The sequence below is a fragment of the Bacteroidota bacterium genome, from assembly GCA_019637975.1.
Taxonomy (GTDB): Bacteria; Bacteroidota; Ignavibacteria; order UBA10030; family UBA6906; genus CAADGV01.
Window position 1 is genome coordinate 1 of the sequence record JAHBUR010000023.1, and the last position, 24,469, is coordinate 24,469.

The 24,469-nt window shown below is 53.3% G+C and carries 16 protein-coding genes; 5 read left to right on the forward strand and 11 right to left on the reverse strand.

Features of this window, described 5'->3' with window-relative positions; genetic code table 11:
• Both KF749_12810 and KF749_12815 read right to left on the reverse strand, forming a co-directional pair.
• Positions 1–212, reverse strand: a 212-nt coding sequence (locus KF749_12810; GenBank protein ID MBX2992030.1) for a response regulator, incomplete at its 3' end; no start/stop codon positions are given.
• 14 nt (positions 213–226) lie between these two features.
• On the reverse strand, positions 227–712 hold the full coding sequence (locus KF749_12815; GenBank protein MBX2992031.1) for a DinB family protein: 486 nt from the start codon (positions 710–712) through the stop codon (positions 227–229).
• 297 nt (positions 713–1,009) lie between these two features.
• On the opposite strand from KF749_12815, the gene KF749_12820 reads away from it, so the two are divergent.
• Positions 1,010–2,050 carry a GNAT family N-acetyltransferase gene (locus KF749_12820; GenBank protein MBX2992032.1) on the forward strand — a complete coding sequence of 347 codons (1,041 nt, stop codon included), beginning with the start codon at positions 1,010–1,012 and terminating at the stop codon, positions 2,048–2,050.
• 15 nt (positions 2,051–2,065) lie between these two features.
• Here KF749_12820 and KF749_12825 read toward each other — a convergent pair whose 3' ends face one another.
• Positions 2,066–3,082 carry an SGNH/GDSL hydrolase family protein gene (locus tag KF749_12825; protein ID MBX2992033.1) on the reverse strand — a complete coding sequence of 339 codons (1,017 nt, stop codon included), beginning with the start codon at positions 3,080–3,082 and terminating at the stop codon, positions 2,066–2,068.
• A gap of 189 nt (positions 3,083–3,271) precedes the next feature.
• Between KF749_12825 and KF749_12830 the strand changes: the two genes are divergently transcribed.
• From KF749_12830 to KF749_12845, 4 genes are all read left to right on the forward strand, one after another.
• A complete protein-coding gene (locus KF749_12830; protein MBX2992034.1) occupies positions 3,272–6,532 on the forward strand; it encodes a PD40 domain-containing protein in 3,261 nt (1,086 codons plus the stop codon).
• A gap of 47 nt (positions 6,533–6,579) precedes the next feature.
• The gene (locus KF749_12835) at positions 6,580–6,984 is read left to right on the forward strand and encodes a hypothetical protein (GenBank protein ID MBX2992035.1); all 405 of its coding nucleotides are present in this window, start codon (positions 6,580–6,582) and stop codon (positions 6,982–6,984) included.
• A gap of 174 nt (positions 6,985–7,158) precedes the next feature.
• Positions 7,159–7,353, forward strand: coding sequence for a hypothetical protein (locus KF749_12840; protein ID MBX2992036.1), 195 nt, complete (start codon positions 7,159–7,161; stop codon positions 7,351–7,353).
• Positions 7,354–8,251: 898 nt separating this feature from the next.
• On the forward strand, positions 8,252–8,476 hold the full coding sequence (locus KF749_12845; GenBank protein MBX2992037.1) for a hypothetical protein: 225 nt from the start codon (positions 8,252–8,254) through the stop codon (positions 8,474–8,476).
• Between the two features lie 43 nt (positions 8,477–8,519).
• On the opposite strand, the gene KF749_12850 is transcribed toward KF749_12845, so the two are convergent.
• The 8 genes from KF749_12850 to KF749_12885 form a co-directional block, all read right to left on the reverse strand.
• Positions 8,520–9,746, reverse strand: coding sequence for a T9SS type A sorting domain-containing protein (locus KF749_12850; protein MBX2992038.1), 1,227 nt, complete (start codon positions 9,744–9,746; stop codon positions 8,520–8,522).
• Positions 9,747–10,127: 381 nt separating this feature from the next.
• Entirely contained in the window at positions 10,128–11,345 is a 1,218-nt protein-coding gene (locus KF749_12855; GenBank protein MBX2992039.1) for a T9SS type A sorting domain-containing protein, read from the reverse strand.
• Between the two features lie 163 nt (positions 11,346–11,508).
• Positions 11,509–11,985 (reverse strand): T9SS type A sorting domain-containing protein, encoded by a 477-nt coding sequence (locus KF749_12860; GenBank protein ID MBX2992040.1) that lies wholly within the window; start codon positions 11,983–11,985, stop codon positions 11,509–11,511.
• Positions 11,986–15,140: 3,155 nt separating this feature from the next.
• Positions 15,141–15,821, reverse strand: a complete 681-nt coding sequence (locus KF749_12865) for a response regulator transcription factor (GenBank protein MBX2992041.1) — start codon at positions 15,819–15,821, stop codon at positions 15,141–15,143.
• A gap of 132 nt (positions 15,822–15,953) precedes the next feature.
• Positions 15,954–18,998 carry a hypothetical protein gene (locus KF749_12870; GenBank protein ID MBX2992042.1) on the reverse strand — a complete coding sequence of 1,015 codons (3,045 nt, stop codon included), beginning with the start codon at positions 18,996–18,998 and terminating at the stop codon, positions 15,954–15,956.
• 82 nt (positions 18,999–19,080) lie between these two features.
• On the reverse strand, positions 19,081–21,186 hold the full coding sequence (locus KF749_12875; GenBank protein MBX2992043.1) for a T9SS type A sorting domain-containing protein: 2,106 nt from the start codon (positions 21,184–21,186) through the stop codon (positions 19,081–19,083).
• Positions 21,187–21,478: 292 nt separating this feature from the next.
• The gene (locus KF749_12880; protein MBX2992044.1) at positions 21,479–22,420 is read right to left on the reverse strand and encodes a T9SS type A sorting domain-containing protein; all 942 of its coding nucleotides are present in this window, start codon (positions 22,418–22,420) and stop codon (positions 21,479–21,481) included.
• 1,362 nt (positions 22,421–23,782) lie between these two features.
• Positions 23,783–24,454 (reverse strand): response regulator transcription factor, encoded by a 672-nt coding sequence (locus tag KF749_12885; protein MBX2992045.1) that lies wholly within the window; start codon positions 24,452–24,454, stop codon positions 23,783–23,785.
• Positions 24,455–24,469: the final 15 nt, after the last annotated feature.

A 24,469-nucleotide genomic window follows, 5' to 3' on the forward strand; every position in this document is an offset into this window, starting at 1 on the left:
TTTTCATGAAGGAGTTTGAGAAGATTGATACCGCTGACTTCCGGCAGATTCCAATCCAAAAGCACAACATCCGGCTTCTCTTTTTCAATCAACGCCCAGCCGGCCCGGCCGTCGGTCGCCGTCAGAACCCGATGACCCTCAAGCTTCAGCATCATCGTCGTCAATTCAAGGTATGCAAGATCGTCGTCAATCAGCAGAATTGTCGCTGCCATATTCCCCTCGTTCCTCAACCCGCGTAGAGCGTTTTTGTATTTACATCAACCCCGAGTACTTTCAACGAAAGGTGGAGTTCCATGAAATGGTGAATATGATGTTCCAGTGCAAATGCACAAAAGCGCCAGTAGTACACACGGCCCAATTGCGGCGTATCAAGCATGTCGCTTTGAAACTGTTCCTCGCTCAGAGAATCAACAGCCCCTTTGAATGCCCCGATCGCCTCACGCAGTGTTGATACGGCGGCTTCAACACCGAGAATGTCCTGGCGCCTGTTGTTCACAAGGATCTCCCTCATCGACTTGTAGGGCAACTCGTCCCTCCGAATCACTATCGCCAGAAATGAGAGCGAAAGTGGAATGTGAGCCAATAACTGGCCAACTGAAAACGACTTGGCCGTCAGTTGGAAGTCGAGCTTGTCGGCCGGAACACGAAGGAAAGTCGGTTCGGCTGGACGAACAACTTCGTCGAACCAGGAGAGATATTGAACTTTTGTCATTCAGGAACAATAAAAAATCGCCGCAACTGCTCGTTGATTCACATAGAGAGTAAGAAACTGAAGAGTGAAAAGCAAACAAGGCAGGCGGCACAAATGGCGGTACTATATCGGCAAACCATACATGCTTGAGCGGCAATTCATGATTCCATGCTCGCATGAACGGACATACTCCATTGTTGGTTGTCACTCTTTGGAAAAGAATTTTGCGTATTTTGGTGCACAACCGCGAGCATCTCAACCAATTGCATTTCAAGTTCACTATGCGGAAGGCTGCTGCGAACACCGACTGACGTATTCGTGAAACATCATCTTCATATTCTTGACCCCACCTCCTCCACTGAATGGATGTCGTTTGTGAATCGGCATCCCGATGCCCGTATTTTCCATCATCCGGCATGGATGAGACTCATCCGTGATTCGTACGGCTATCCGATGTTCGCCGTATGTCTGACACTCGGTGGAGAGATTGTGGCCGGAATCCCGTTTGCGGATGTTCACAGCTCGTTCACAGGAAAACGTTGGATTTCTCTCCCGTTTTCAGACCATTGTCCGCCATTGCTTCCCCCGAATGATCCTTGCGCCTTGTCCCGACTCATCGAATTTCTGAAGCAACGATCGGGAAGCAAATCACACAGAATCGAGATCCACTCCAATGTGGCTGCTTCCGGACAGATATTTCGCGTGGGTGAATTCGTCCAACATATCCTCCAGCTGAACAGACCCGCGGACGAGTTGTTCACGAAATTCGAAAAGAGAACAACCCAACGCTCAATCCGGATTGCGGAAAAATCACGTATAGTGGTGAGGGAATGCAAGACCTCCGAAGACTTCGAAGCCTTTTATGCATTGCACTGGAAGACGCGTCGACGACTTGGAGTTCCGGTGCAACCAAAATCGCTATTCATCGGATTATGGCATCACGTCTTGCAGCCGGGACTCGGGTATTGCCTCGTTGCGCACAAGAACGAAAGGCCCGTTGCCGGCGGCGTATTTCTGAAGTTCAACAATACGATTGCATTCAAATACAGCGCATCCGATGATGCGTACAAAGCGTCATGCCCGTCGCACGCATTTCTCTGGGAAGGAATCAAACGGGGCATCGCGGACGGCTGTACGACTCTTGACTTCGGAAGAACAGACAAAGGCAATTGCGGGCTGCGACGGTTCAAGAACAATTGGGGGGCAACCGAGGAAGAGCTCATCTACACGGCCATTACCGACCGTCCACCGACACACCGCTCTCCGATGTTGGACAAGATACTGAGACAAGTTATTCGGCATTCACCTCAAATAGTTTGCCGGGCGGCGGGAGAGGTCCTCTACAAGCATTTTGCATAACGCCTGCTCACCAAATCAATCCTCAAGAGGAAAGGTCTGGATGAGAAAGTCATACACTCGTTCTGCAACAATGTGATGTCCCGCTTCACTGAAGTGTTCGTCGATTCTGAAGAAATGCTCCTCGCGTAGAAAAGCGGTAGCATCAGTCCAGGAGATTCCCGCTTCATCGCATACCTGTTTGATGAAGGCGGTTTTCTCAAGTCTGTTCTCGCTCAACTCGTATTTGTTTGTGAAGATCACCAACGCAAATTTCCCGCCGTGTTCTTCCACCGACCTTCTCATCTCAAGAATCAGCCTGCGAGTTATCTCAAAACTATACTCATCCGACCCCGTAGCGGCGTGCTTTGACTCATCGCCCAGATTCACCGCTGCATATGATTCAATGACATTCTTGATGTAAAAAACCAGATACGACGATTCATACAGCCAACGCTTGAAGGAGAGCAGTTGCTGCTTCATCCATGATGTCTTGTTCTCGGGAAAAATGAGCGTCCCGGCGCTGTCGAGAGAGGCGAAGTCAGGCCGAAGATTATCTTCGAAATCGTTCCCTGTATAGAAGAACAATACAACATAATCAGGCCTCAGCTCCGCGCGGTATTTCCTGAACGCCAGCAGTTCCTGTGCAGTTGAATATCCCTGCGATGAGAGCGCGACAAGATCAACGCGTGAAGCAGTGGCATCGGCAATCCTCTTCCGGACGAGCGGAACGAACATCTTCTCGTATGATACCTCGAGATTCTCCACGAAGGAATCGCCGAGAAACAGAATCCGTTGTGCAACATTGTTGCGCGGACGAACTTCATCATCCCGAAACCCCATCGAGTTGTACTGAAAGGGGACGTAGATACTATCTTCGTTTCGGATATACACGCCGCTGCCCCCCGGCTTTCCGCGCCAGCCAAGTTCTTTGTCATAAACGGCAAGACGCTTCGTTTCCTGTGGCACAAACAATCTGACAATAGTCTCTGCAAAGAGAAGCGAAACCAGAATGGAAGTGAAGAAGAGTATGAAGGATTTCTTGCTGGATGACATGCTTCCCTCGTTTCGAATGAGATATTAAATACGAATGTGCTCAAACAAATCTACGGAAAGATTCCCGAAAAATCGTGACGACCCATAAGGTCGGTATCACGCTCGGAATCCTCACCTCTCCCCTTGCCTCCTCGCTTTTTCATTACTATCATGTTCTACATCCAAACAACAACAATCAAGGAGTTTTCATTGAAACCGACCCTCATACATCCACTCATCGTACTCCTTTTCGTCACGACACTTTGTTTTGCACAGGAGAAAAAAGACACCGCTGCAGTTCCGTCGCAGGACAAGAAACCTGAGAAATGGGACGTCGCCGCATCGCACGGCCCGACGAAAGATATCGAGTTTGAAACCCATGAAGGAACATGGATTTCCGTTGACGTAAGTCCGGACGGGAAGAAAATTGTGTTCGACTTGCTCGGCGACATTTACATCATGCCCACTGAAGGCGGCGAGGCAACGCTGCTGAGCGGTGGAACGCCATACGAAGTACTGCCGAGATTCTCTCCCGACGGGAAGATGATCTCGTTCACCAGCGACCGGGAAGGCTGCGACAACATTTGGGTGATGAATGTAGATGGATCGAACAGGCGTTCCGTCACGAAAGAAAAAGACCGCCAAACCAATGGCGCCGTCTGGACGCCCGACGGACAGTATCTGATTGCCCGCAAGCACTACCGCAATACACGCTCACTTGGAGCGGGCGAGATGTGGATGTATCACGTCAGCGGCGGCGACGGCGTTCAGCTTACGAAGCGACGCAACTGGCAGCAGAATGCCAGCGACCCTGCCATCTCCCCCGACGGACGTTACGTGTACTACGACGAAGATGTCAGTCCGGGCAACGCCTTCGACTACAACCGCGATCCGTACGGCGTCATTTACGTGATCAATCGTCTCGACCGTGAAACCGGAAAGACAATCCGGTTTGTCGGCGGCAACGGTGGTTCCGTGCGACCAGAGCCTTCACGCGATGGAAAATACCTTGCGTTTGTCCGACGGGTTCGCCTGAATTCCGTTCTCTACATCCGCAACATAGAAACGGGAGAAGAATGGCCGGTGTGGGATCAGCTTTCACGTGACCAGCAGGAAGCGTGGGCAATCTTCGGCGTGTACCCGAACTTCTCATGGACGCCGGACAACAAGTTCATTGTCATTTCCGCAAAAGGAAAAATCTGGAAGGTGAATGTCGCGACGAAGCAAGCGGCTCAAATCCCCTTCAAAGCAAAAATCAAACAGACGATCACTGATGCACTTCGCTTTAAGCAACAAGTTGCCCCGGATAAGTTTGATGTGAAGATGTTGCGCTGGGTGCAGACATCGCCCGATGGAAAGTCGGTTGTGTTTCAAGCCCTCGGGTATCTCTACATCAAACAACTTCCGAGCGGTGAGCCGAAACGACTCACGACGGATAATCACTTTGAGTTCTATCCTTCATGGTCGCCGGACGGCAAATGGATCGTGTACACGACCTGGCTCGACAAAGACAAAGGTGCCGTGTACAAGGTGAAATCAAGCAGCGGCGCGGGAATAAGACTGACAACAGTGAAGGGCACTTACACCGAGCCGTCATTTTCGCGGGATGGAAAACGGATCGTGTTTATGAAAAACGGCGGCGATTGGCTACGCGGGCGAACGTTCACGAAAGATCCGGGCGTGTACTGGATTTCGGCTGAAGGCGGAACGCCGACACTCATCACTGAAGAAGGCTCGAGCCCGATGTTCAACAAGAAAGGCGAACGCATCTATCTTACTTCGAATGAAGGCGAAAAGGTTGCCCTCATCAGCATAAACCTGACAGGCGGTGATCGGCGGGTTCATCTTACCTCAGACAATGCACAACAGATTGTCCCATCACCGGATGAGAATTGGGTGGCATTTACCGAACGCTACAACTCATACATTGCTACCCTACCTCTTACAGGACAAGCCATTCAGATCGGGCCAAGCACAAGTGATTTTCCTGTGAAGCGAGTGACGCGGGATGCCGGAATGTATTTGCATTGGTCGCCGGACAGCAAAACCGTTTACTGGTCTCTCGGCCCCGAACTCTCCTCACGCTCTCTTGCCAACACATTCAAATTTGTTGAAGGCGCGCCGGACAGCATTCAGGAAAAGCCCGATACGGTCGGGATGCACATCGGCTTCAAAGCGAATTTTGATAAGCCTGCAGGAAGCGTTGCGTTGACGGGCGCAACCGTCATCACGATGAAGGGCGATGAAGTCCTGCAAAACGCAACGATTCTTGTCGAGCAGAACCGCATCAAAGCTATCAGCTCGACCGGATCTGTAAAGATCCCTGTCGGCGCGAGAACCGTTGACGTCTCCGGCAAGTTCATTATGCCGGGAATGATTGATGTTCACGCACACGGACCGGTTGGCAGCATCGGCATCACGCCGCAGCAGAACTGGGCGTTCTACGCCAGCGCGGCGTTCGGCGTTACGACAGAGCATGATCCTTCCACCGATACAGAAGAGTTTTTCGCGGCCTCGGAGCTAGTCAAAGCGGGAACGATTGTCGGGCCGAGAATGTACTCTACGGGAACGATTCTCTACGGCGCGGAAGGAAGCTACAAGGCGATCGTCAACAATCTTGAAGATGCAAAATCGCATCTACGCAGACTGAAAGCAGTTGGCGCGTTCAGCGTAAAAAGCTACAACCAGCCCCGCCGCGATCAGCGGCAGCAGATTATTCAAGCCGGGCGGGAGTTGGAGATGATGGTCGTTCCCGAAGGGGGCTCGACATTCTTCTGGAACATGACGCAAATTCTTGACGGACATACTGGCATCGAACACTCTCTCCCCATCTCCCCTCTCTACAAAGATGTCATCACTGTGTTCTCGAAGAGTCAAACATACTACACGCCGACCCTCATCGTCACGTACGGCGGAATTATGGGTGAGAATTACTGGTACTCCAACACGAAAGTGTGGGAGAACCAGAGGCTGCTCACGTACGTACCCCGCGCCCTTGTTGACGCACGCTCCCGCCGCCGAATGAAAGTGGAAGAGGAAGATTGGGGACATATCGAGAATGCGAAAGGAGCAAAGGCCTTGCTCGACGCAGGAACAAAAGTCTGCCTCGGCGCGCACGGACAGTTGCAGGGACTCGGCCCGCACTGGGAACTCTGGATGTTCGTGCAAGGCGGCATGACGCCGATGGAGGCGATTCGCTCCGCAACATTGTCCGGAGCAGAATATCTGGGACTCGACGCCGATATCGGTTCGCTCGAAGTAGGCAAGCTCGCCGACCTGATTGTGATGGACAAGAATCCGTTGGAGAACATACGCAACAGCGAATCAATCAAGTACGTGATGCTGAACGGCCGATTGTATGATGCGGCAACGATGAATGAAGTCGGCGGCAAGCAGCGCAAGCGTGAGACGTTTTATTGGGAAGGCGGGATGGATCCGGGGGCGGAGACAGTGGAAATGGAATTGGATTGACTTTCGCCACGTAGATTTCGTGTCTTGTTTTTGCTTATCTTAGATCCATGAAGACTCCAAGGGTATATACTGACACGTCGGTAGTCGGCGGATGCTTCGATCCTGAGTTCTCGCGTTGGTCGAATGGCCTCATTATTGATTTTCGGTTGGGAGTCTTCAGGCTAGTCCTGTCGGAGATTATCGAAGCCGAGATTGAGCCAGCACCTGATGAAGTCGTTCAAAAGTATGCAGAACTGAAATCGTACGACCCTGAATTCGTTCAAATCACCGACGAAGCAATAGCCCTGTCGAAGGCATATCTTCTGCACAAAATCTTGGACGAGCGCTATTCGAGAGACTTGCTGCACATCGCCGTCGCGACAGTCGCTGAAGGTAGATGTGGTAACAAGTTGGAACTTCAAACATATTGTTCACTACGACAAGATACGACTGTTCAATGCAGTGAATATTGAGATGGGGTACAAACCATTACAAATCCTCTCACCTCGGGAGCTAACAACTCATGAATAAAAAGATAAAGGCAATAGAAATGGTTCGTCAAATTAGAGACGAGCATGAAAAACTGCTGACAGGCAAATCTCCGGATGAGGTCAGGAAATTCTATCACGAGAGGGCAACCAAACTCAATGCACGCATCAAGCAATTACACGCTCAGGGAAGCTCACAACATCGTTAGTGTGACAGTTCTTTGCGACATGCGGCGACGGTACAACGTCGAAACGATAGATGAGATTTGTGGACGAGAGCGGAAGCGCGTGCCGTTCTATTGGGAAAGCGGGATGGATCCGGGGGCAAGCACGGTGGAAATGGAGATAGACTAGGAGAACAATTGAAACACCAGACATTCTAGACCTAGCGATCGAGTGCGAATATTGGTACTAAGCGATAATCCTTTAAATCCACCGTATTGGCAGTATTTCATAGCAATTGAAGAAGACTTGGCTCGGACCAGCCGCTATGTCGAATTCTCGGAAGACAATTACAATGTCTACTCAATTGAATTCTCGAGGCTATTGCTTTCAAGTTCGTCCGAGGTCGACGTCGTCGCCAAAGAGTTTTGCAGACAGCTGTCACCCACCTCAAGCTGTGGCAACATAGGAGAATACAAAGCAGTCATAATGCGTCGATACCCAAAATTCGCTGAGGTAGAATTACATATCCCGAGATTCAATTTGAGTCGAAGGCCATGGGATAACTGGAATCATAATAGCAAACTATCCTGGTGGGAGGCTTATAACAATGTCAAGCACGAGCGTTCCGTGCATTACAAACAAGCAACGCTTTCCACGGCGTTAGACTCGGTCGCAGCACTCTTTTCATTGCTTCTCTACTACTATCGAGAATTGGAGGGAGGTGACTCAAGACTATTTTTGAATCCGATTCCAAGACTTTTTTTGTCAAAGAGGCTTCTTAGCCCAGATGTCCACACTCATGTGTGGGCTTACGATTTACCTGATAAGTACTTGCCGATGCCTGATGCCACAACCGAACAGAAAACTAAAATTCCCGACCCAATCCAAAGCCCTCAAAGCCCCAGTGAAGAACACCCAAACCCGAACCGAAAGATGTGAGGAATACAGCCTGAGCCCTCAAACCTCAAAAACAATAGCTATTTTCTGTCTCCTTTGCATTTTCGCCGCAGGCTGTGGCCAGAAAGATGTAGTAATTATCAAAGCAGAGAACAGAACACTGCACATCTCCAACACCTCCAACGAAACAGTGTACTACATCCTCTATCCCGCTCGCGTGATGCAGTACATCACGCTTCACCCAACCTGCACCGAACAGAACGCCATCAAACCCGGCGAAACGAAGTCGATTCCGTACGAGACAATTCTTCAAACAGGAGAAACCGACGAGGCGGTCATTTATTGGTGGCGGTGCGAGGAAGGCAAGACGGAAGCATCCAAGAGCGACGCGCAGGCGATTCGCGTGAGCTTGTAATAACAAAGGCCGGACTCATCATCCGGCCTTCTGCTGAAATCTGTTACTTTGCCAAAAGTATCTTACGAGTCTGAGCGAATCCTCCTGCCCGCAACCTGTAGAGGTATATACCGCTTGCCAACCCTGTTGCATCCCACGTTACCTGATGGCTTCCCGGCGCTTTCACCTCATTCACCAGTGTTGCGACTTCGCGGCCAAGCAGGTCGTACACTCGGAGGGACGCACGGCCGTGCGTCCCTCCAGGAATCGCGTAACGAATCGTTGTCGTCGGATTGAACGGATTGGGATAATTCTGCAACAATGCAAACTCATGCGGCGTTTGCTCTTGCACCGTGGTCGGCGGGCTGTTGTTCTTGAACATCACCTTTGTGACGAGGTTTTGCGCGTTGTCCAAGGCCACAATAGCGATGGGTTCCTTTTCCACGTTGTTCCAAAAATTGTACGTGATGAGGGTATCAATTCCAAGGCCGCGAAAGCCGGCCTGGATTGCAACATCGGTAATGTCCAACCAACCCAGTGGCGGGACTTTGGCATCCAGGCGGTTTTCCCGCTGCCAGGTACGTTTTTCCCGCAGCACGTTGTAGGTGCCGCCCGGTATGCTCACGGTGCCCCAGCCGTCCACCACATCAAGACGAATAATTGTTATCCGATAGCGGAGGGAATCTACCGTAACAGGTAAGGCAGCTATTAATGCAGGCGGAAAGGCAGAGGGCGGCAATGTCTTAATTGTCTCTGACCATATTTGGTTGATGTCGAAAAAATTCAGCGGCGCACGGCGTTCCTCCATCGTGGGAATGTAATTGAACAATGAATTGCCAATGACGTCATAATAAATGCCATAATCAGCTTGTAGTTCGAACCTATTGCTTGTCACGTTGTAATACTCCTCCCAATTGGGTGAGGTGACTGCGAATAATTCGGCTCCGGGCACTTGTACGCTGCCTTGGCTGGCCGGGCGATAAACAATGTTTCGGGTTGCGTCAACCTGCAAACCGCTGAAGTTCCAGGTCTGGTTGCCGCCCGGCGGTGTGTACGGCACTATGCCGGCAGGGAAGTTGTCAATTGCCATTTTCAGTGTATCGCCTGCCACAGGGAAGCTGGCGTTCGTAATGGTGATTTGGGCGAAAGCCGTCGAGCAGAGCGCGAGCGCAAAGACGATGGCTGTTGTGACTCCGGGAAATGCTGCAAAGAGCTTAGGCGCATGGTTCACAATGCTCTTCGTGGTTGTTGCTCGCACAAGCGAGAACTTCTCCCATTGTATCCGTTGCATGGTGTGCCTCCTGTGAGAGGTAAGTAGTTTGGTTGGTTGAATCCGATTCAACGTTCAGAATCTATGAAACCATTCGCCGAAAGCCATCTGTTTCGCCGACCGACAAAGAACGACCGGGTGTTTCGACAAGGTATCCTACGCGAACCTGAGAAGCAATACTCTTGGGACAAGTGGAAAAGAAATATCTGTGCTAAGGATCAGACCCGAGAAACACGCAACAAATATCTTTGCTTGTATCGAGTCCATTTCTCATTCGCAAGCTGGGTGGGCGATCACATCCCGCTGGTGCAGACGTTTGTCCGGGCTAGACAAACAAAAAATCCCGTCTCAACTCTTGCTAAGACGGGATTCATATTTAATCCGGCAGCGACATGCATACTGTTACCGCAGCAGAAGAAGCCGGCGAGTTTCGGTGAATTCGCCCGCTTGCAACCGGTAGAAGTAGACGCCGCCGGCCAACCCGGTGGCATCAAACCGGATCGACTTGGGTCCGGACTCCTGCACCTCATGAACCAGCGTTCGTACTTCCCTTCCAAGATTGTCGAATACTTGAAGAGAAACGGGAAGGGAGGATGGCAAGTTGTATCGTATCGTGGTCGTCGGGTTGAACGGATTCGGATAATTCTGATACAACGCAAACTCCGTCGGGAGAAATGGCGCGTTTCCGGCAATGCCCGTAATAGGCGTGTTGGAGACTGTGGCCAAGCCTCCGCTCGTTGCCACGACGCTTGTAAATACGGTATCAACAATCTGCCGTGCACCGACGAGTGTTGTCTCGAATTCCATTGTCGCATACGCCGACCGGATATCTGCGGTGGTCAGGGTATTGAGGTACGCGTCAGTGAGCCATGTAGTGCCGCCATTTGTGGTATTGCGAACGACGCCGTTGTTCCCCAATGCCACGCCGAAAAGTCCGTCCCGGAAATGGATGTCGTTGAGTTGCTGAGTTGTATTGCTTGTCAACGTAGTCCAGTTTGCGCCATAGTTTGACGAGTAGTAGATGGCCCCGCCTGTTCCCACCGCATACATCACGCCGCCTATGCCCATCCGTTGATCAAACGTAATTCTGTTGATGGTAACCCCGGGAGAGCCTCCCGATGCCGCCCCCCACGTGTCTCCGCCATTGTCAGTCCGCCTGAATGTCCCCCCTGCCCCGGCGGCTATCACGATTGTACCGACGGAGTACACGGCACGAAGGTCGTTGGTTGTGCCGCTTGTCTGCGGCAACCACGTTTGTCCTTTGTTTGTCGTTTTGACGATGACGCCACCGTCTCCCACAGCCCAAGCTTCGTTCTCGTCAAACATATTGAACGAAATACCGTTGAGGTTTGCTGTTGTGGCGCTTGACCCGGCCGACCACGTTATGCCTAGATCTGTTGATCGGAGAATTGTTCCGGCATTGCCGACCACTATAACAAGTTGTGAAGTATCGTTCGAAATGTACCGATAGGGTGCAAACTGTGCATCGTTAAGGCGTTGCGTGACACCGCTGCTGCGTTGCTGCCACGTGAACGGCGGCCGGCCTTCGGCTGTGAGGATTCTACCATTATCGCTCACCGAAACAATATGATGACCTGCTGCCGCGCCTGCTTTTTGCATACTCAATAACCTTCGAGGCCGCCCCGAAACACTGTTCGAATCCTCGCCCGGGTCCGGTGTAATGAAGCACCCAAAGACCATCGAACAGAGAGGAACAAGGAAAATCATGAGCCTTGTAGTGAGCTTGTTCATCGGCTTTCCTTTCAGAGTGTATTGGTCGATATCATCTCAATAAGAGGAGCTTCTTTGTTACTGTGAAACTACCCGAAGTCAACCGGTACAGATAGACACCACTGGCAAGCCCGGACGCATCGAATGCCACTTCGTAATGTCCCGGCTGCTTCACTTCGTTCACCAGCGTTGCCACCTCTCGGCCAAGGAGATCGTACACGCGTAGGGACGTATGGCCATACGTTCCGGCAGGAATCTTGAATTGAATGGTTGTTGTTGGATTAAACGGGTTCGGATAATTCTGCGCGAGATGAAACTCTGTCGGAACCGCACGTCGATCAACCGGTTCATTCACATCGGTGAGAATCGTTGTTCCTGTTTCGAATTCCGTCAATGATGCCGCGGGCCCGTTCTGGTTTGCAGCGGGATCGAGGAACCCCGTAGCAGCAATCACGGCAATTTCCCCCGCCTGTCCCGATAGGTCAATCGGGAATGAGCCGATGAGCTGGTTGTTGTCCGTTCTTCTCATCTCAAAGACATAACTCCCCGGCGCCAGGCCGACGCTCGAGTCGGAGACGTCGCTGTAGCGGAGGTTCTGCACCAGCGTTCCACCTCCCTGAAGAGAGATATTGAGGGCAGGCGCATCGGTGATGGCATGAAGGAAGATGACGCGCGCAAGATGATCGCCGCCCGCCTCGATGGGAAGCGGCAAAGCAAGAATGCGGAATTCGGTCGATCGTGCGTCCGGGTTCGGCGCAAAATCAAATGGATCATCCACGCCGAGGAGAGCAATCAGGCCGGGACTTGCTGCGCTCAGATACAAGCTATCTGTCACCAAGATCGGATTAAACTCCTGCCCTTCACGATACACCTCGGCTCTCATGTACTCCAGAAACGGGAGGCTGTCCACCGCTACGGATTGACCGATGCCGAGACTGTCGAAGAGAACCCGCTCTTCGGTGCCTTGCGGAGAGGTAACAAGAGGGCTGCACCTTGGCAGATGGGCCACCATGCGTACCCCTCTTCCTGCATTACCGCCTCCGGATGACCTGACGCCACTCGATGAGGCGACAACCGTAAGCCGCGGCTGCCATATGTAGCGCCAGCGGGCAATACCGTTCGCCGGAGGGACATTATGCCCCGCCCGTGTGAAGTTGCCTCCAACATACACGTTCTCGGCAGCTTCATAACATGAGGCTAATGAGAGCAGTGCATAGACAGGGCCATCGGTACCATTCAGGTTCACATCCGGGATATCCGGCCTTCCGTTCCAATACTGACGAAGATGTTGTCCCGGGAACTGATCCGTAACGAACAATCCAACGCGATTGATGAGCCGGGTGTTGCCGTTTTCATATCTTCCGAAAGTGAAGTTTCCGCCGACGAAGGCTCCGTTGTAGTGTGTGTGGTAGATTCGTGCAATTGCATGAACCGGTCCGGTGGTGCCCCCCTGAAGGATGTTCCACTGGTTGCTCGGATCATTCCAAAAGGAAAGGTAGGGAGTGTTGACCGTTGAGCCGTCCTCGTTCGTCGAGACGGTGAAATCGCCCCCCACCCAGACCCGCGGGAAGTGCCCCCCGATATGGTACGCGAGCGCCCGCACGGTGCCATTTACTCCTTGCCCGACAGCCGCTCCCCACGAGTTTGCCTGGATATTCCAGCGGGCAATGTTGCGAGTGGGGGTTTGCGCTCCGGATTCAGAGACTACGCCATCGAAGGAACCGCCGAGATACATATCGTACTGCGGGGTGTAGAAATATCCGTGCCTCGCGATTACGCGGACCTCCTTGTTTCCTCCATATACACCTTGGCCAACAAGACGCATATCCCAGTTCCCCACGGAACGGTAGAATTCAACCAGAGAGTTGGCTCGTATCCTTGTCTGACCAAAGGCCGCTGTATCGAATGCACCTCCGACGAAGAGTTGCGGTATTCCTCCCAGGACCGAATACAGTTCAAGAGCATACACCGTCCCAACGACGCCCCCATCAAACGGTTCCCATTCTTCGGTCGTGTGATCCCACTTCGCGATACTCATTGCCGGGACGGTTGTTCCATTGGCGTTGTACGCAACAGTGAAGTTCCCCCCGACAAACACACTCCCCCTGTCGGCTGCGATGGCGTACACCGGCCCGTTGACGCCTCCTCCGAGAGAAGCCCAGTTGACTCCATCGTAGAAGGCAATGTTGTTTGCCGGTATTCCGGCGACAGCATTGAACGTTCCCCCCATATACAAATACTCCCTGCGGTCGGCAAGCGGCCGCTCTGCGGTTGCGGCAAGCGCCAACACCGTTCCTGCCACCCCCGAGAAGTTGAGCAGGGGCGTCCACCCTGTACCGTGTATCCATTGGGCATTATTGATGATGTCATGTGTTGTGTTGGAGGAGGGATCGAAAATCCTGTTATACAATCCGCCGACGTACAAACCTTCAGCGGTTCGTCCTGTTCTTCCCGCCAAAGTTCTCACAATCTCCCCCGAGAACCTCCCGATCTTTTCCCATTGTCCCGGCTGAATCCGGCGCGCAACAACGTTCCCCGGAGGGTTGTTATCGCGGTAATAGGCACAAACGATGTCGCTTCCATCAATCGTCATTTGATAGAAGTCTGTTGTTCCGGGTCCCAAGGGAAGCCCGGCGGATTCATTGAACCATTGAGTGCCATTCCAACGGACAAGCGGCCCGTTGGCGGTTGTATTATCATTGTTGCGGGCGGTCGTAAAGACGCCTCCCACGAGTAACTCATTTGCTGCATTCATTGCAAGGCTCGTGACATACGGGCCGAATATGAACGGGGCATTGGAGACTCCCTGCCCGAGCGGCTGCCACTGAGTGCCGGTCCACAATGCAATGTGGTTGACGGTTACTTGTCCGCCGCCGGTGTCTATTGCGGTGAGAAAATTCCCTCCGACATAAACACCATGAACAGAAGCCGTCATTACGCCGACATAGTTGAAGGCGCCGGAAACTCCTTGCCCGACAGGTTGCCACGTGTTGTTTGTGGTGCTCCAGAACCCGATTCGCGGCAAGGTAACTTGCCCGCCGCCCGGGTTCGTTGCAATCATTGTTCCACCGCCGACATATACATCACCGTTGAACGCGGCAATACAGTTGATTATAGCGGCGATATCGATCCCCCCGCCGAGGGCTTCCCATGCATTCGTTTGTATATTCCAACGTGCAATGCGACTAACGGGGATAGGAGGTCCACCCGGAGTATTGTACACGGTCAGGAAGGTTCCGGCGACATACACATTGCCCAAACCATCAACCTCGATGGCGAACGGATCAACGTTCGACGTTCCGTTCTCGAACCGGTCACCGAGTGTGACCCAGTTTCCACCGTTCCAACGAACAACGCGCATCACACGACGCCCGTCAAAGTTCACTCTTCCCGCGACATAGATTCCGCCGTTCGGGGCGACGGTGGAAACCGTTGCGCCTAAATCAAGGGGTCCGCTCTGTTGAACCCCGATTGCCCTCCAATCCGAGGCCGCCGGCGCGGGCGGGGGCCACTGAGCATACGTGTACGAAGCGAGTAAAAAAGTAAGCGCGAATGTGTACTTCATAAATCCTCCTGCACGATGTGTAGTTGCATGGCGAAAAGATAGGAAGAGAGATGAGCCATCTCAACACAAGAAGATGTGATTCCGCCTTGTGAAGGGATGATTCCCGTTTTTGCTGCAGATTAGATTTTGGCAGGAGGGGAGATTATGCCTTGCGCCAGCCCTTTTGCAACCGCCTCGCCGCGGCTGTGCGCTTGCAGCTTTTCGTAGATCTTGCGTATGCGCGACACGACTCCATCAACCGAAAGGAAAAGTTGTTGCGCAATCGTCGCATAGGATTTCCCTTCGGCGAGGAGGATTAACACCTCGCGCTCTCTGTCGGTGAGTGTATGTTGGGGGGATTGGTGAACCGCGGGCGGTTTCTGAAACGTTGCAATGACTTTGCGGGCAATGTTGGGAGACATCGGCGAACCGCCTGCTGCCGCGTCCTTGATGGCTTTGACGAGTTCCGGCGGGCTGACTTCTTTCAGCAAATACCCTGTGGCGCCATTACACAGAGCATCGAAGATTTTCTGATCGTCTTCATAAACGGTGCAGATGATCACGGCTGCATCGGAGTTCGCTTCCTTCAGCTTCAGAACTCCTTCGATCCCCGATATGCCGGGCAAGCCGATATCCATCAGCACGACTTCGGAATCGGTGAAGGCATCGTGGGCGAACGCTTCTTCGCAGCTTTCAAATGCGCCGATGATTCTGATACCGCTGTCCGCACGAAGCGTTGCAGTCCACCCCTCGCGGACGAAGCGATTGTCTTCGACGATCGACACCCAAATCGGGTTCTGTGTAGTAGTTGGTGATTTCATGGCCCCTTCGATAGTAAAAACATTCCGGCTCGATTACATCACATGAATGTGTGTTTCTTGTGTCGCGTTCCGGGAGAGTTTGAATACGTACTTGTTGAGACCTCATCCCCCGGCCCCTTCTGGGATACCACACTAAACATCAAACGAAATCCTCCAATCCGTTCCTGTTCCGGGTGAAGTCGTGAGATTCATGACTGCCCCGAGAACCTCTCCCCGCGAACGGATGTTCTTCAGCCCGTGCCCATCTTTCGCTGACGAAGCATCGAATCCAACTCCGTTGTCTGAGATCGAAAGAGAAACGCGTCCGCCCTTCACTTCTAACCGGATTCGCGCCTCGCTGCATTGGGAATGCTTCACGGCATTCGTGACGATTTCCTTAAAGAGAAGCCAGAAATGCCTCCTGCGTTGCGGGTCAATCACTACTTCGATCTCGGAAGAGGGCATTTCAATATTGTGAGCGATGCCTTTACTCTCGAACAACTCCGATGCATGCCGTTGCAACTTTGAAATGACGGTGTTCCAACTGTCATTTGCCGGATCAATGGACCAGATGATGTCACTCATCGCTTCACGGGCATGAGCAGAGCTTTCGGAGATGAGTGAAAGGAACTTGCCGGCGTTCTCCTTCTCTTCACCTTGTTCCATCGCTTGCGCGAAGAACGAAATACTGCTCAACGTGCTTCCCACTTCATCGTGAAGGTCGCGGGCAATTTGGACCCGTGTCTTTTGTTTTTCCAACTCGGCACGCAGCTCCGCCTCCCGCATGGCTGCTTCATGCCGCTCACGCGCTTTGATCTTGTTTATCTCATACCTTCTGAATCCGACTCCACTCAACGCCAGCACGATTCCGTAGAGGCAATACGCCCACCACGTTTGCCACGGCGGCGGTGCGATCGTGAATGCAAAAGATGTTCCCTCCTCGTTCCACACACCGTCGTTGTTGGAGCCTTTCACGCGGAACACATAGTCTCCCGGAGAGAGGTTTGCATAGCTGACGTACCGTCGTGTTCCCGACTCCACCCAATCTCTTTCAAGACCTTCAAGCCGGTAGGCATACCGGTTCTTCCCCGGCTCAACGAAGTCGAGCGCGGCGAACTCAAATGCCAGGAAGTCCTCATCGTACGAAAGTGCGAGAGATGGATGAAGGATGTTCCTTTCGTTATCGAGCACCCGCACGCTCGTCAGCACAACCGGCGGGACATGCGTATTGACGGCGATGTGCTCCGGTCTGAAGATGTTCAGTCCGTTCACTCCTCCGACGTAGAACATGCCGCTGCGTCCTTTGTGTACGGCGCCCCGGCGAAATTCCAACGACTGGATTCCATCACCCTCATCATAAGCAATACACGAGCCGCTTTTCGGATTGAAGCGCGCAAGCCCGTATCCCGTTGTCAGCCACAGTTCACCGGTTTTGTCGTCAAGCAGTATTCCGTAGATATGGTTGTTCGGCAGCCCGTTGCTTGTCGAGTAATATGTGATGGAATCGCCGACGGGGTCGTACCGGTTCAGTCCGTCGCCCCACGTCCCGAACCACATTGTGCCATCGGGTTCTTCAGCGATTGCCACCACGATGTTTCCGCTGATTGCCTTGCCCCCGGCGCGCGGACTCGCCCGGTTCAACACCACTGACTCGTTGGTTGCGGGATTGAAACGGATAACGCCGGCACCCCATGTTCCAAGCCAGAAATATCCTCGCCGGTCTTCATGGATCGCCCATATGTAGCTGGCAGGCAATGGCGGGTCCGTTGTCATAGAGTGATGCCGGTAGGTGTTGGCTTTTGCGTCGAACCGGCTGACTCCACCGCCACTCTGACCAATCCAGAGATAGCCATGGGAGTCAACGAAGAGACTTGTGATGAACCTGTTCGTAACGTCCTGCGGGCCCGGCGGAAGACCGAGGTTCTTTACGACGCCTTTCGTATCAAGCCGATGCAGCCCGGATTCAAGATGGCCGAACCAGATGTTTCCTTCTCCATCTTCACACACCGAATACAAAGCGCCTTTGCGCAAGGGGCGCGGAACGTGATCGAGCCGGGAGCCATCGCGATTCACATGGTGCATGCCGCTTTGCGTTGCTATCCAAAGGTTGCCGCGCGAATCTTCATGGATGGCGTTCACGGTTGCGGCGTTCATGGAGAGGTGATGGAACTTCTTGCGATGCGGATCGACCTTGGAAAGTCCTGTCGCAACGGTGCCTAACCAGAGAATGCCCGTTCGATCTCGATGAAGAGATAGAACAGTATGCGATGAAAGAGCATTGGGGTCTTGTGGGTCCGGAACAAACCGCGCTTGCTCACCCGTCCGGGTATTCAGCCGTACGAGGCCGTCGCCGTCCGTCGCAACCCAGAGGTTGCCCGACATATCCCCGGACAGGGCAGATACGGGATTCCTGAGGTGAGGGATCCGGACACGCGTGAAGTCGTCGGTCGTTGAACTGTATTGGCAAATGCCCGCGTCCGTTCCGAACCACACACTCCCATCGTGCATTTCGTAGATGGCGAAAATGTACTCGCCTGACAGCGAGTGCGTGTTCTCCGGTTCCGGTTTATAGACGCGGCTGCTTCCGGATTCTCTGTCGAAACGCGCGAGACCGCGGCGCGTTCCAACCCAGAATCGGCCGTCGGAGTCTTCATAGATCCTGTGGACATTGCTGCTCGGCAGACCATCGGCGGCTGTGTACCGGGTAAACGTTTCCGTTGAGCGGTTGAACTTGTTGAGACCTCCATTCCACGAGGCCGCCCACACGTCATTTCTTCGATCAACATACACCCATACGACTTCATTGCCGAGCAGACTCGTCGAATCACCGGGCATACTCGTGTAGCGTACGAATCTGTCCGCGGCCCGCACATAGCGGTTCAGCCCGCGCCCTGATGTTCCAACCCACACATCGCCGCTCGAATCTTCGCAGACCGACCAGATAAAATCTCCCGAAAGTGATGTCGAGTCGGATGGGTTGTGCGCATACCGTTTGAAGGTGTAGCCGTCGTAGCGAAGAAGGCCGGTTGCCGTGCCCAGCCAGAGAAACCCCTGCTTGTCCTGAAGGATGGAGTAGATTGTTCCGCGGGACAGACCGTCGGCGGTGGAAAGCTGTTGGAATATGATGTTCTCCTGCTGCGCCGCAACAACGCTCGCGCCAAAAAGAGCAACAACTATCAAGGAACGGTTGGGACGCATAACGGTGAAATGTAGAAGAGATTGAGGAGAATCTCAACAGAAAGTCCCGCCCTTTTCGACCCGGGACTTTCCAAGATGATGGTCAGCGAAGCAGGAGCATCCTGCGAGTCTGTGCATGATCTCCGGCCTGGATGCGGTAGAGATACACACCCGACGAGACCATCCTGTTGTTCCAGTCCCTCCCGTCCCACACAACCGAATGTCTCCCCGAGACCTGGACCTCATCCACCAGAGCGCGTATCTCCTGTCCGAGCAGCGTGTAGATCTTCAACGTTACTCTCGCACTGGTTGGCAGGTCGTACTCAATGGTGGTGGCGGGGTTGAACGGATTGGGGTAATTCTGGTTCAGTCGAGGGTGATGCGGGATATGCGGCACACGCCCCTCTTCAACCCAAACCAACCCGCCTGTTGTCGTGCGAAGTATCGTCCTCTGGCCGACTATGATGCCATTGCTTCCACCGGAAAAATGCACGTCTTCCAGATCGTATGTGCTGAGCGGCGGGTGTTGAATCCACGTGTTGCCGAGATTTGTCGTGTACAAAATCACTCCGCTGAGGCCTACTGCCGTCGCGCTTGAATCATCCGAGAAAGCAACCGAGTTGAGCTGACGTGTGGTTCCACTATTCAACGCTTCCCAACTCAGACCGGCGTTGCTTGTACGGAGAATTCTGCCGCCAACCCCCACCGCCAATCCGGCTCCGGTACTGTTGAACGCAAGTCCCACAAGTGCTTGCGTGATGCCGGAAGGGATTGGGTCCAAAGTGTTGCCGCCGTCTGTCGTTCGGTAGATGAGGCCGGAGCCGGTTGCGCCGCCTACTATGACTCCTGTGCTGCTGTTGAAGAAGTGGACATTGAGAAGTTGGGGTGCCTGACCGGTGTGTAACGTGACCCACTCGGCGCCGCCATTTGTCGTGCGCTGCACGGTTCGGTTGTTACCTACGATCCATCCAAGGTTATCATCGAGAAAGAAGACAGCATTGTTGAAGGAAACCGCACCATTTTGAGGGAACCACGTTGTTCCACCGTCGGTGGTCCGTGTGATAACGCTGGGAGAGCCCACTGCTGTACCGATATCAGGGCTGGAGAAGTACACGTCCCAGAGGCCGGCAATAATACCGGTGCCGCTGGTCTGATTCTGCCAGATGGTGCCGCCATCGGTAGACCGAAGAATCACGCCCGGATTCTGAGTCAGTCCACCGACAATTACGCCAGTGCTCACATCGGGAAAATGAACAGCCGCCAGCGTGGTGTTCACTGGCACGCCCTGAGTCTGCGAAACCCAGCTGGCACCTGCATTCGTCGTGCGATAGATGGCTTGATTGGTGGCGAATGAACCTCCAACGATGACGCCGGTCCCGCCGCTGCCAACCCACAAATCATTGAAATCTTCCGACGTAAAGGGAGTTTCAGATGTCCAACTCCCTCCACCATTTGTTGTTTGCAGAATCCTTCCAGTATTTCCCACCATCCATCCATTGTCAGCGTCTATGAAACGGATGGATTCCAGTCTGGAACCAAGACCCCCGGTCACAGTGAACCACTCCGCTCCTGCGTTGGTGGTGCGCCGAATGGTGCCGCTGTTTCCAGCCACAATACCGCTGTCGGCGTTGATGAAGTATGTGCAGAGGAGAGCGTTGGTTGTACCGCTGGTTTGCGGGTTCCAAATCGCGCCACCGTCAGTGGTTCTGAGAATCGTTCCGCCTTCCCCGGTTACCGTTCCGGTGTTTGCATCGACAAAGAAAACAGATGTGAGCACACGGATGGATCCGCTAACCTGGCTGTTCCACGTAACGCCGCCGTCCGTTGTGCGGAGGATGATGCCGGTCTCGATTCCCAGGGTACCCCCGACCGCAGTCCCATTATTTGCGTCGGAAAAGTAAACACCGTTGAGCCGTCCAATGGTGCCTGTTGGCCGGACTATCCAGCTTGCGCCCCCGTTCGTCGAGTGAAGGATCGTTCCGGAGTCTCCGACCGCTACCCTGTTGGCAGCGTCAACGCAGAACACATCCGTGAGATGACGCCACGTTGCGCCATACTGAGGCATCCAAGTGATTCCCCCGTTGTTGGTGTTGAGGATCGTGCCGAACTCTCCAACCGCTGTCCCACTGTAGGCGTCAGCAAACGAGACACCTTTGAGGACGCTTCCTGTCGGAAGCGGATTCTGCCAGAACCAGCCTGATTGGGCCATCCCGGTGCATGTGGAAATGATGAGCAAAGTTGCCGATCGAAGAATCAGAATGCACATTTTCCTATGGAAGAAAGAAGGAGGTTCGGAGTGCTGCATGGCGTTCTTTCGGATGTCTTGGAACAATACCATAATTATCGGGAATCGAAAAGTGTGCTATCGAGTTTCGGACAATATAACGGCCAATGCGGGTCATGTCAAGCAAATACGGATATAACGGAAATCGGTCAGTAACAGTAAAAAAATCCCCTCCCGATGTAACGGAAAGGGGACCGGAGACGCCAAGATGGCTTTCTCAGCGCAGCAGAATGAGCCGCTTTGTCTGCGTGAACTCGCCTTCCTGGAAACGGTAGAAGTACACGCCGCTTGCCAACCCTCCGGCATCCCACGTCACCTCATGGCTCCCGGGTTGCATCACCTCGTTCACCAGCGTCGTGACTTCACGGCCAAGCAGATCGTACACCCGAAGTGACACGACATGTCCCGCCCCTACGGAAGCAGGCACGGAGAATCGAATTCTAGTGGACGGGTTGAAGGGGTTCGGATAGTTTTGCTCAAGCTTGAATTCGTCCGGGAGATCGGATGTGGTCTGCCCCACAGCGGTGATGATCGGGCTTGTTGTCCGGTAGATGCCTGCTCCCCCTGCGCCGTACAGCCTCCCATCCGGGGCAATGGCAAGGCGATCGAGGATCGTATTGAGCAAGCCGTCGCTGTGTGTGGTCCACACTCCTCCTTCATTGGTGGATTTATAGAGTCCGGACGGAGTCCCAAGCAGCAACACTCCGCCCGTTGAAACAAGAATCCTGTATTGAACTCCGACCGGAGTGCCAGCTACCACGGTCCAACTTGCGCCGTCGTCCGTAGATCGGAAGATACCGCCCAAGGTGTGCGAATAAATGGTACCATTCGTGAGCTGCACGAACCTGCCGATAGATACGCTGCCGAAAGGAGAAGAACCGGAGTTGGCCCATGTTCCACCACTCGGCAATCTATTGACACCACTGTTGAAGGTTCCGGCCAGTACGGTCCCGGCCGATGTTACAAAAATTGATGTGATGTTTCCGCCCCCTGAAAGAGAAGTCCAGGTTTGCCCGTTGTTGACTGACCTGACAGCTCCACCCGACCCCCCGGAGACGAAGTCGCCATTCGGAGCAACCGCAATGCCGGTGCTACCCGATGTGGAAGTCTTTGTCCAATTCGCGCCGTTGTCGGAGGAAGTGAAAAGCCCTTCTCCCATTCCCGCGACGATAATTCCGGGAGCCTTGCCGGCAATGGCATTGACAATGGCGATGGTTGCGGAACCGGTGATCGGAAGAGTTGCCCTCGTAAAGGTGGAGCCATTGTCATGAGAATAATCTATCCGGCCTCGACCAAGCCCGTTGAAAATCCCTCCGGTTGGCGTTACGGTCAATGAGTTCGAAAGCGTGTTGTTGATTCCTGTGTTGGCAGGATTCCATGTCGCCCCCGCATCGGTGGACTTCTGGATACCTCCGAATATGCCGCCGACAACGTCTGATCCGGATGTGAGAAACGAACCGTTGGCAGTTACCATGAAGTCGGTGGCAGACCCGAATGGATTTCCGATGGATGTCCAACCCGTGCCGCCGGCGGCGGCGCGAAATGTTCCACCGGTAGTGGACGCAAGAATCTGACCTCCTGATGTTTCGGCTATGTGATTGACTGTTTGGGAAGAGGCCATGGGAATGGAATCGGTTTGCGTCCAGTTCGCCGCGCCGTCATTACTCACGTACACACGATTGCGGATCCCGACATAAATTGCCCCACCGGAGCTGACGAACACCGGCTTGACATTCGTGTTTGCCAGCAGGCCGTTGCTCATTCTCGTCCAGGAATCACCATTGTTCACTGACTTGTACACGCCGACCTCCGTATTCACGTTGCCGGAATTCACCGATGCGTACAGGTTCCCCGATGCATCGGATGAAATGGCCGACACGTTCCGAAAGTAGGTGAACGGGCCGACAACATAGCTTGGCAAACCAGTGCTTCGTTGCAGCCATGTCGCTCCCCCATCGGTCGAACGATGGACGCCGCCATCGGCAGCTTCTGCACCCACGAACAAGAGTCCGCTCGAAGCCAAATGGAAATTTGTTCTGCCGATCGGGCTTCCAGCGACCTGTTCCCAACTCTGCCCGGCGTTGCTGGAACGATACATTGCTCCGCACAATGCTATCGCAGTTCCTCCACCCACAATTACAATGTCTGAAACCGTTGTATTCTGTGGAAGCCCGCTCCATCGAGGAACCCACGAGACCCCTTGATTTGTGGAGACGTAGATACCACCGCCATTCGGCGCTCCCGCGTACCATCTTCCGTTTGCATTGTCTTCCGCAAGGCATTGAACATAGAACGTTCCGTCCGGCCCAGGTATCCGCTCCCAAAACGGTTGGGCGTGTCCTTTGATGGAAGCGAAGGTCAGACCCAAAACAACAATTGTAGCCATTGCTTTCATGACAATCTCCTTACTTGAACTACTTTGTTAGAAGGTGATGGGGACAATGTTTGTGAAAACTACGGCGGAAGAAGAGGCGGTACAATACCCCATGTGGGGGTTTCGCCTGTCAACGAGAGGAGAGGGTCAGACGAGTTTTTTTTCAATTGCAACACGGACCGCCAGTGCGCGGGAGTGAACGTGAAGCTTGCGGTAGATATTTTTGATGTAGGATTTTGCGGTGTGGGGACTGATGAACATCTTTTTGGCAACGGAGGTGTAGGTCTCGCCTTCAACGAGTCCTTGCAGCAACTCAAGCTCGCGGTCTGTAAGAAGTGATTTCACATCATCAGGTGGTTCGGCAGAAGTCGTTCGATCAACATTCCTCCCCCGGATAAACGAAAGTACTGTCCGGGCAATGGACTGCGACATGGGCGCGCCGCCGTTTGCCAGCTCCTTGATTGCCTGTTCTATGTTGTTGAGGGATTCATCCTTGAGCAGATAGCCCGATGCACCGGCTTGAATAGATTGGAAAATTTTCGACTCATCCTCGAATACCGTCACCATCATCACGTCAATGTCGGGGAAGATTTCCTTCAATTCGTTTGTCGTCTCAATTCCGGATTTTCTCGGCAGCTCGATATCCATCAGCACAATGCGGGGAAGTTTGGAGGGAGGAAGCCGTTTGAGCCGGCGCAACACTTCCTCCCCGGAAGCGCATGAGAAAGCCAAACGGATGTCCGGAAAGAGTTTGAACTGCTCTTCAAACCGCTTCCTCAGCGTCGGGTTGTCTTCGACAAGTGCAACAAGGATTGACATGGCAAACTCAAATAA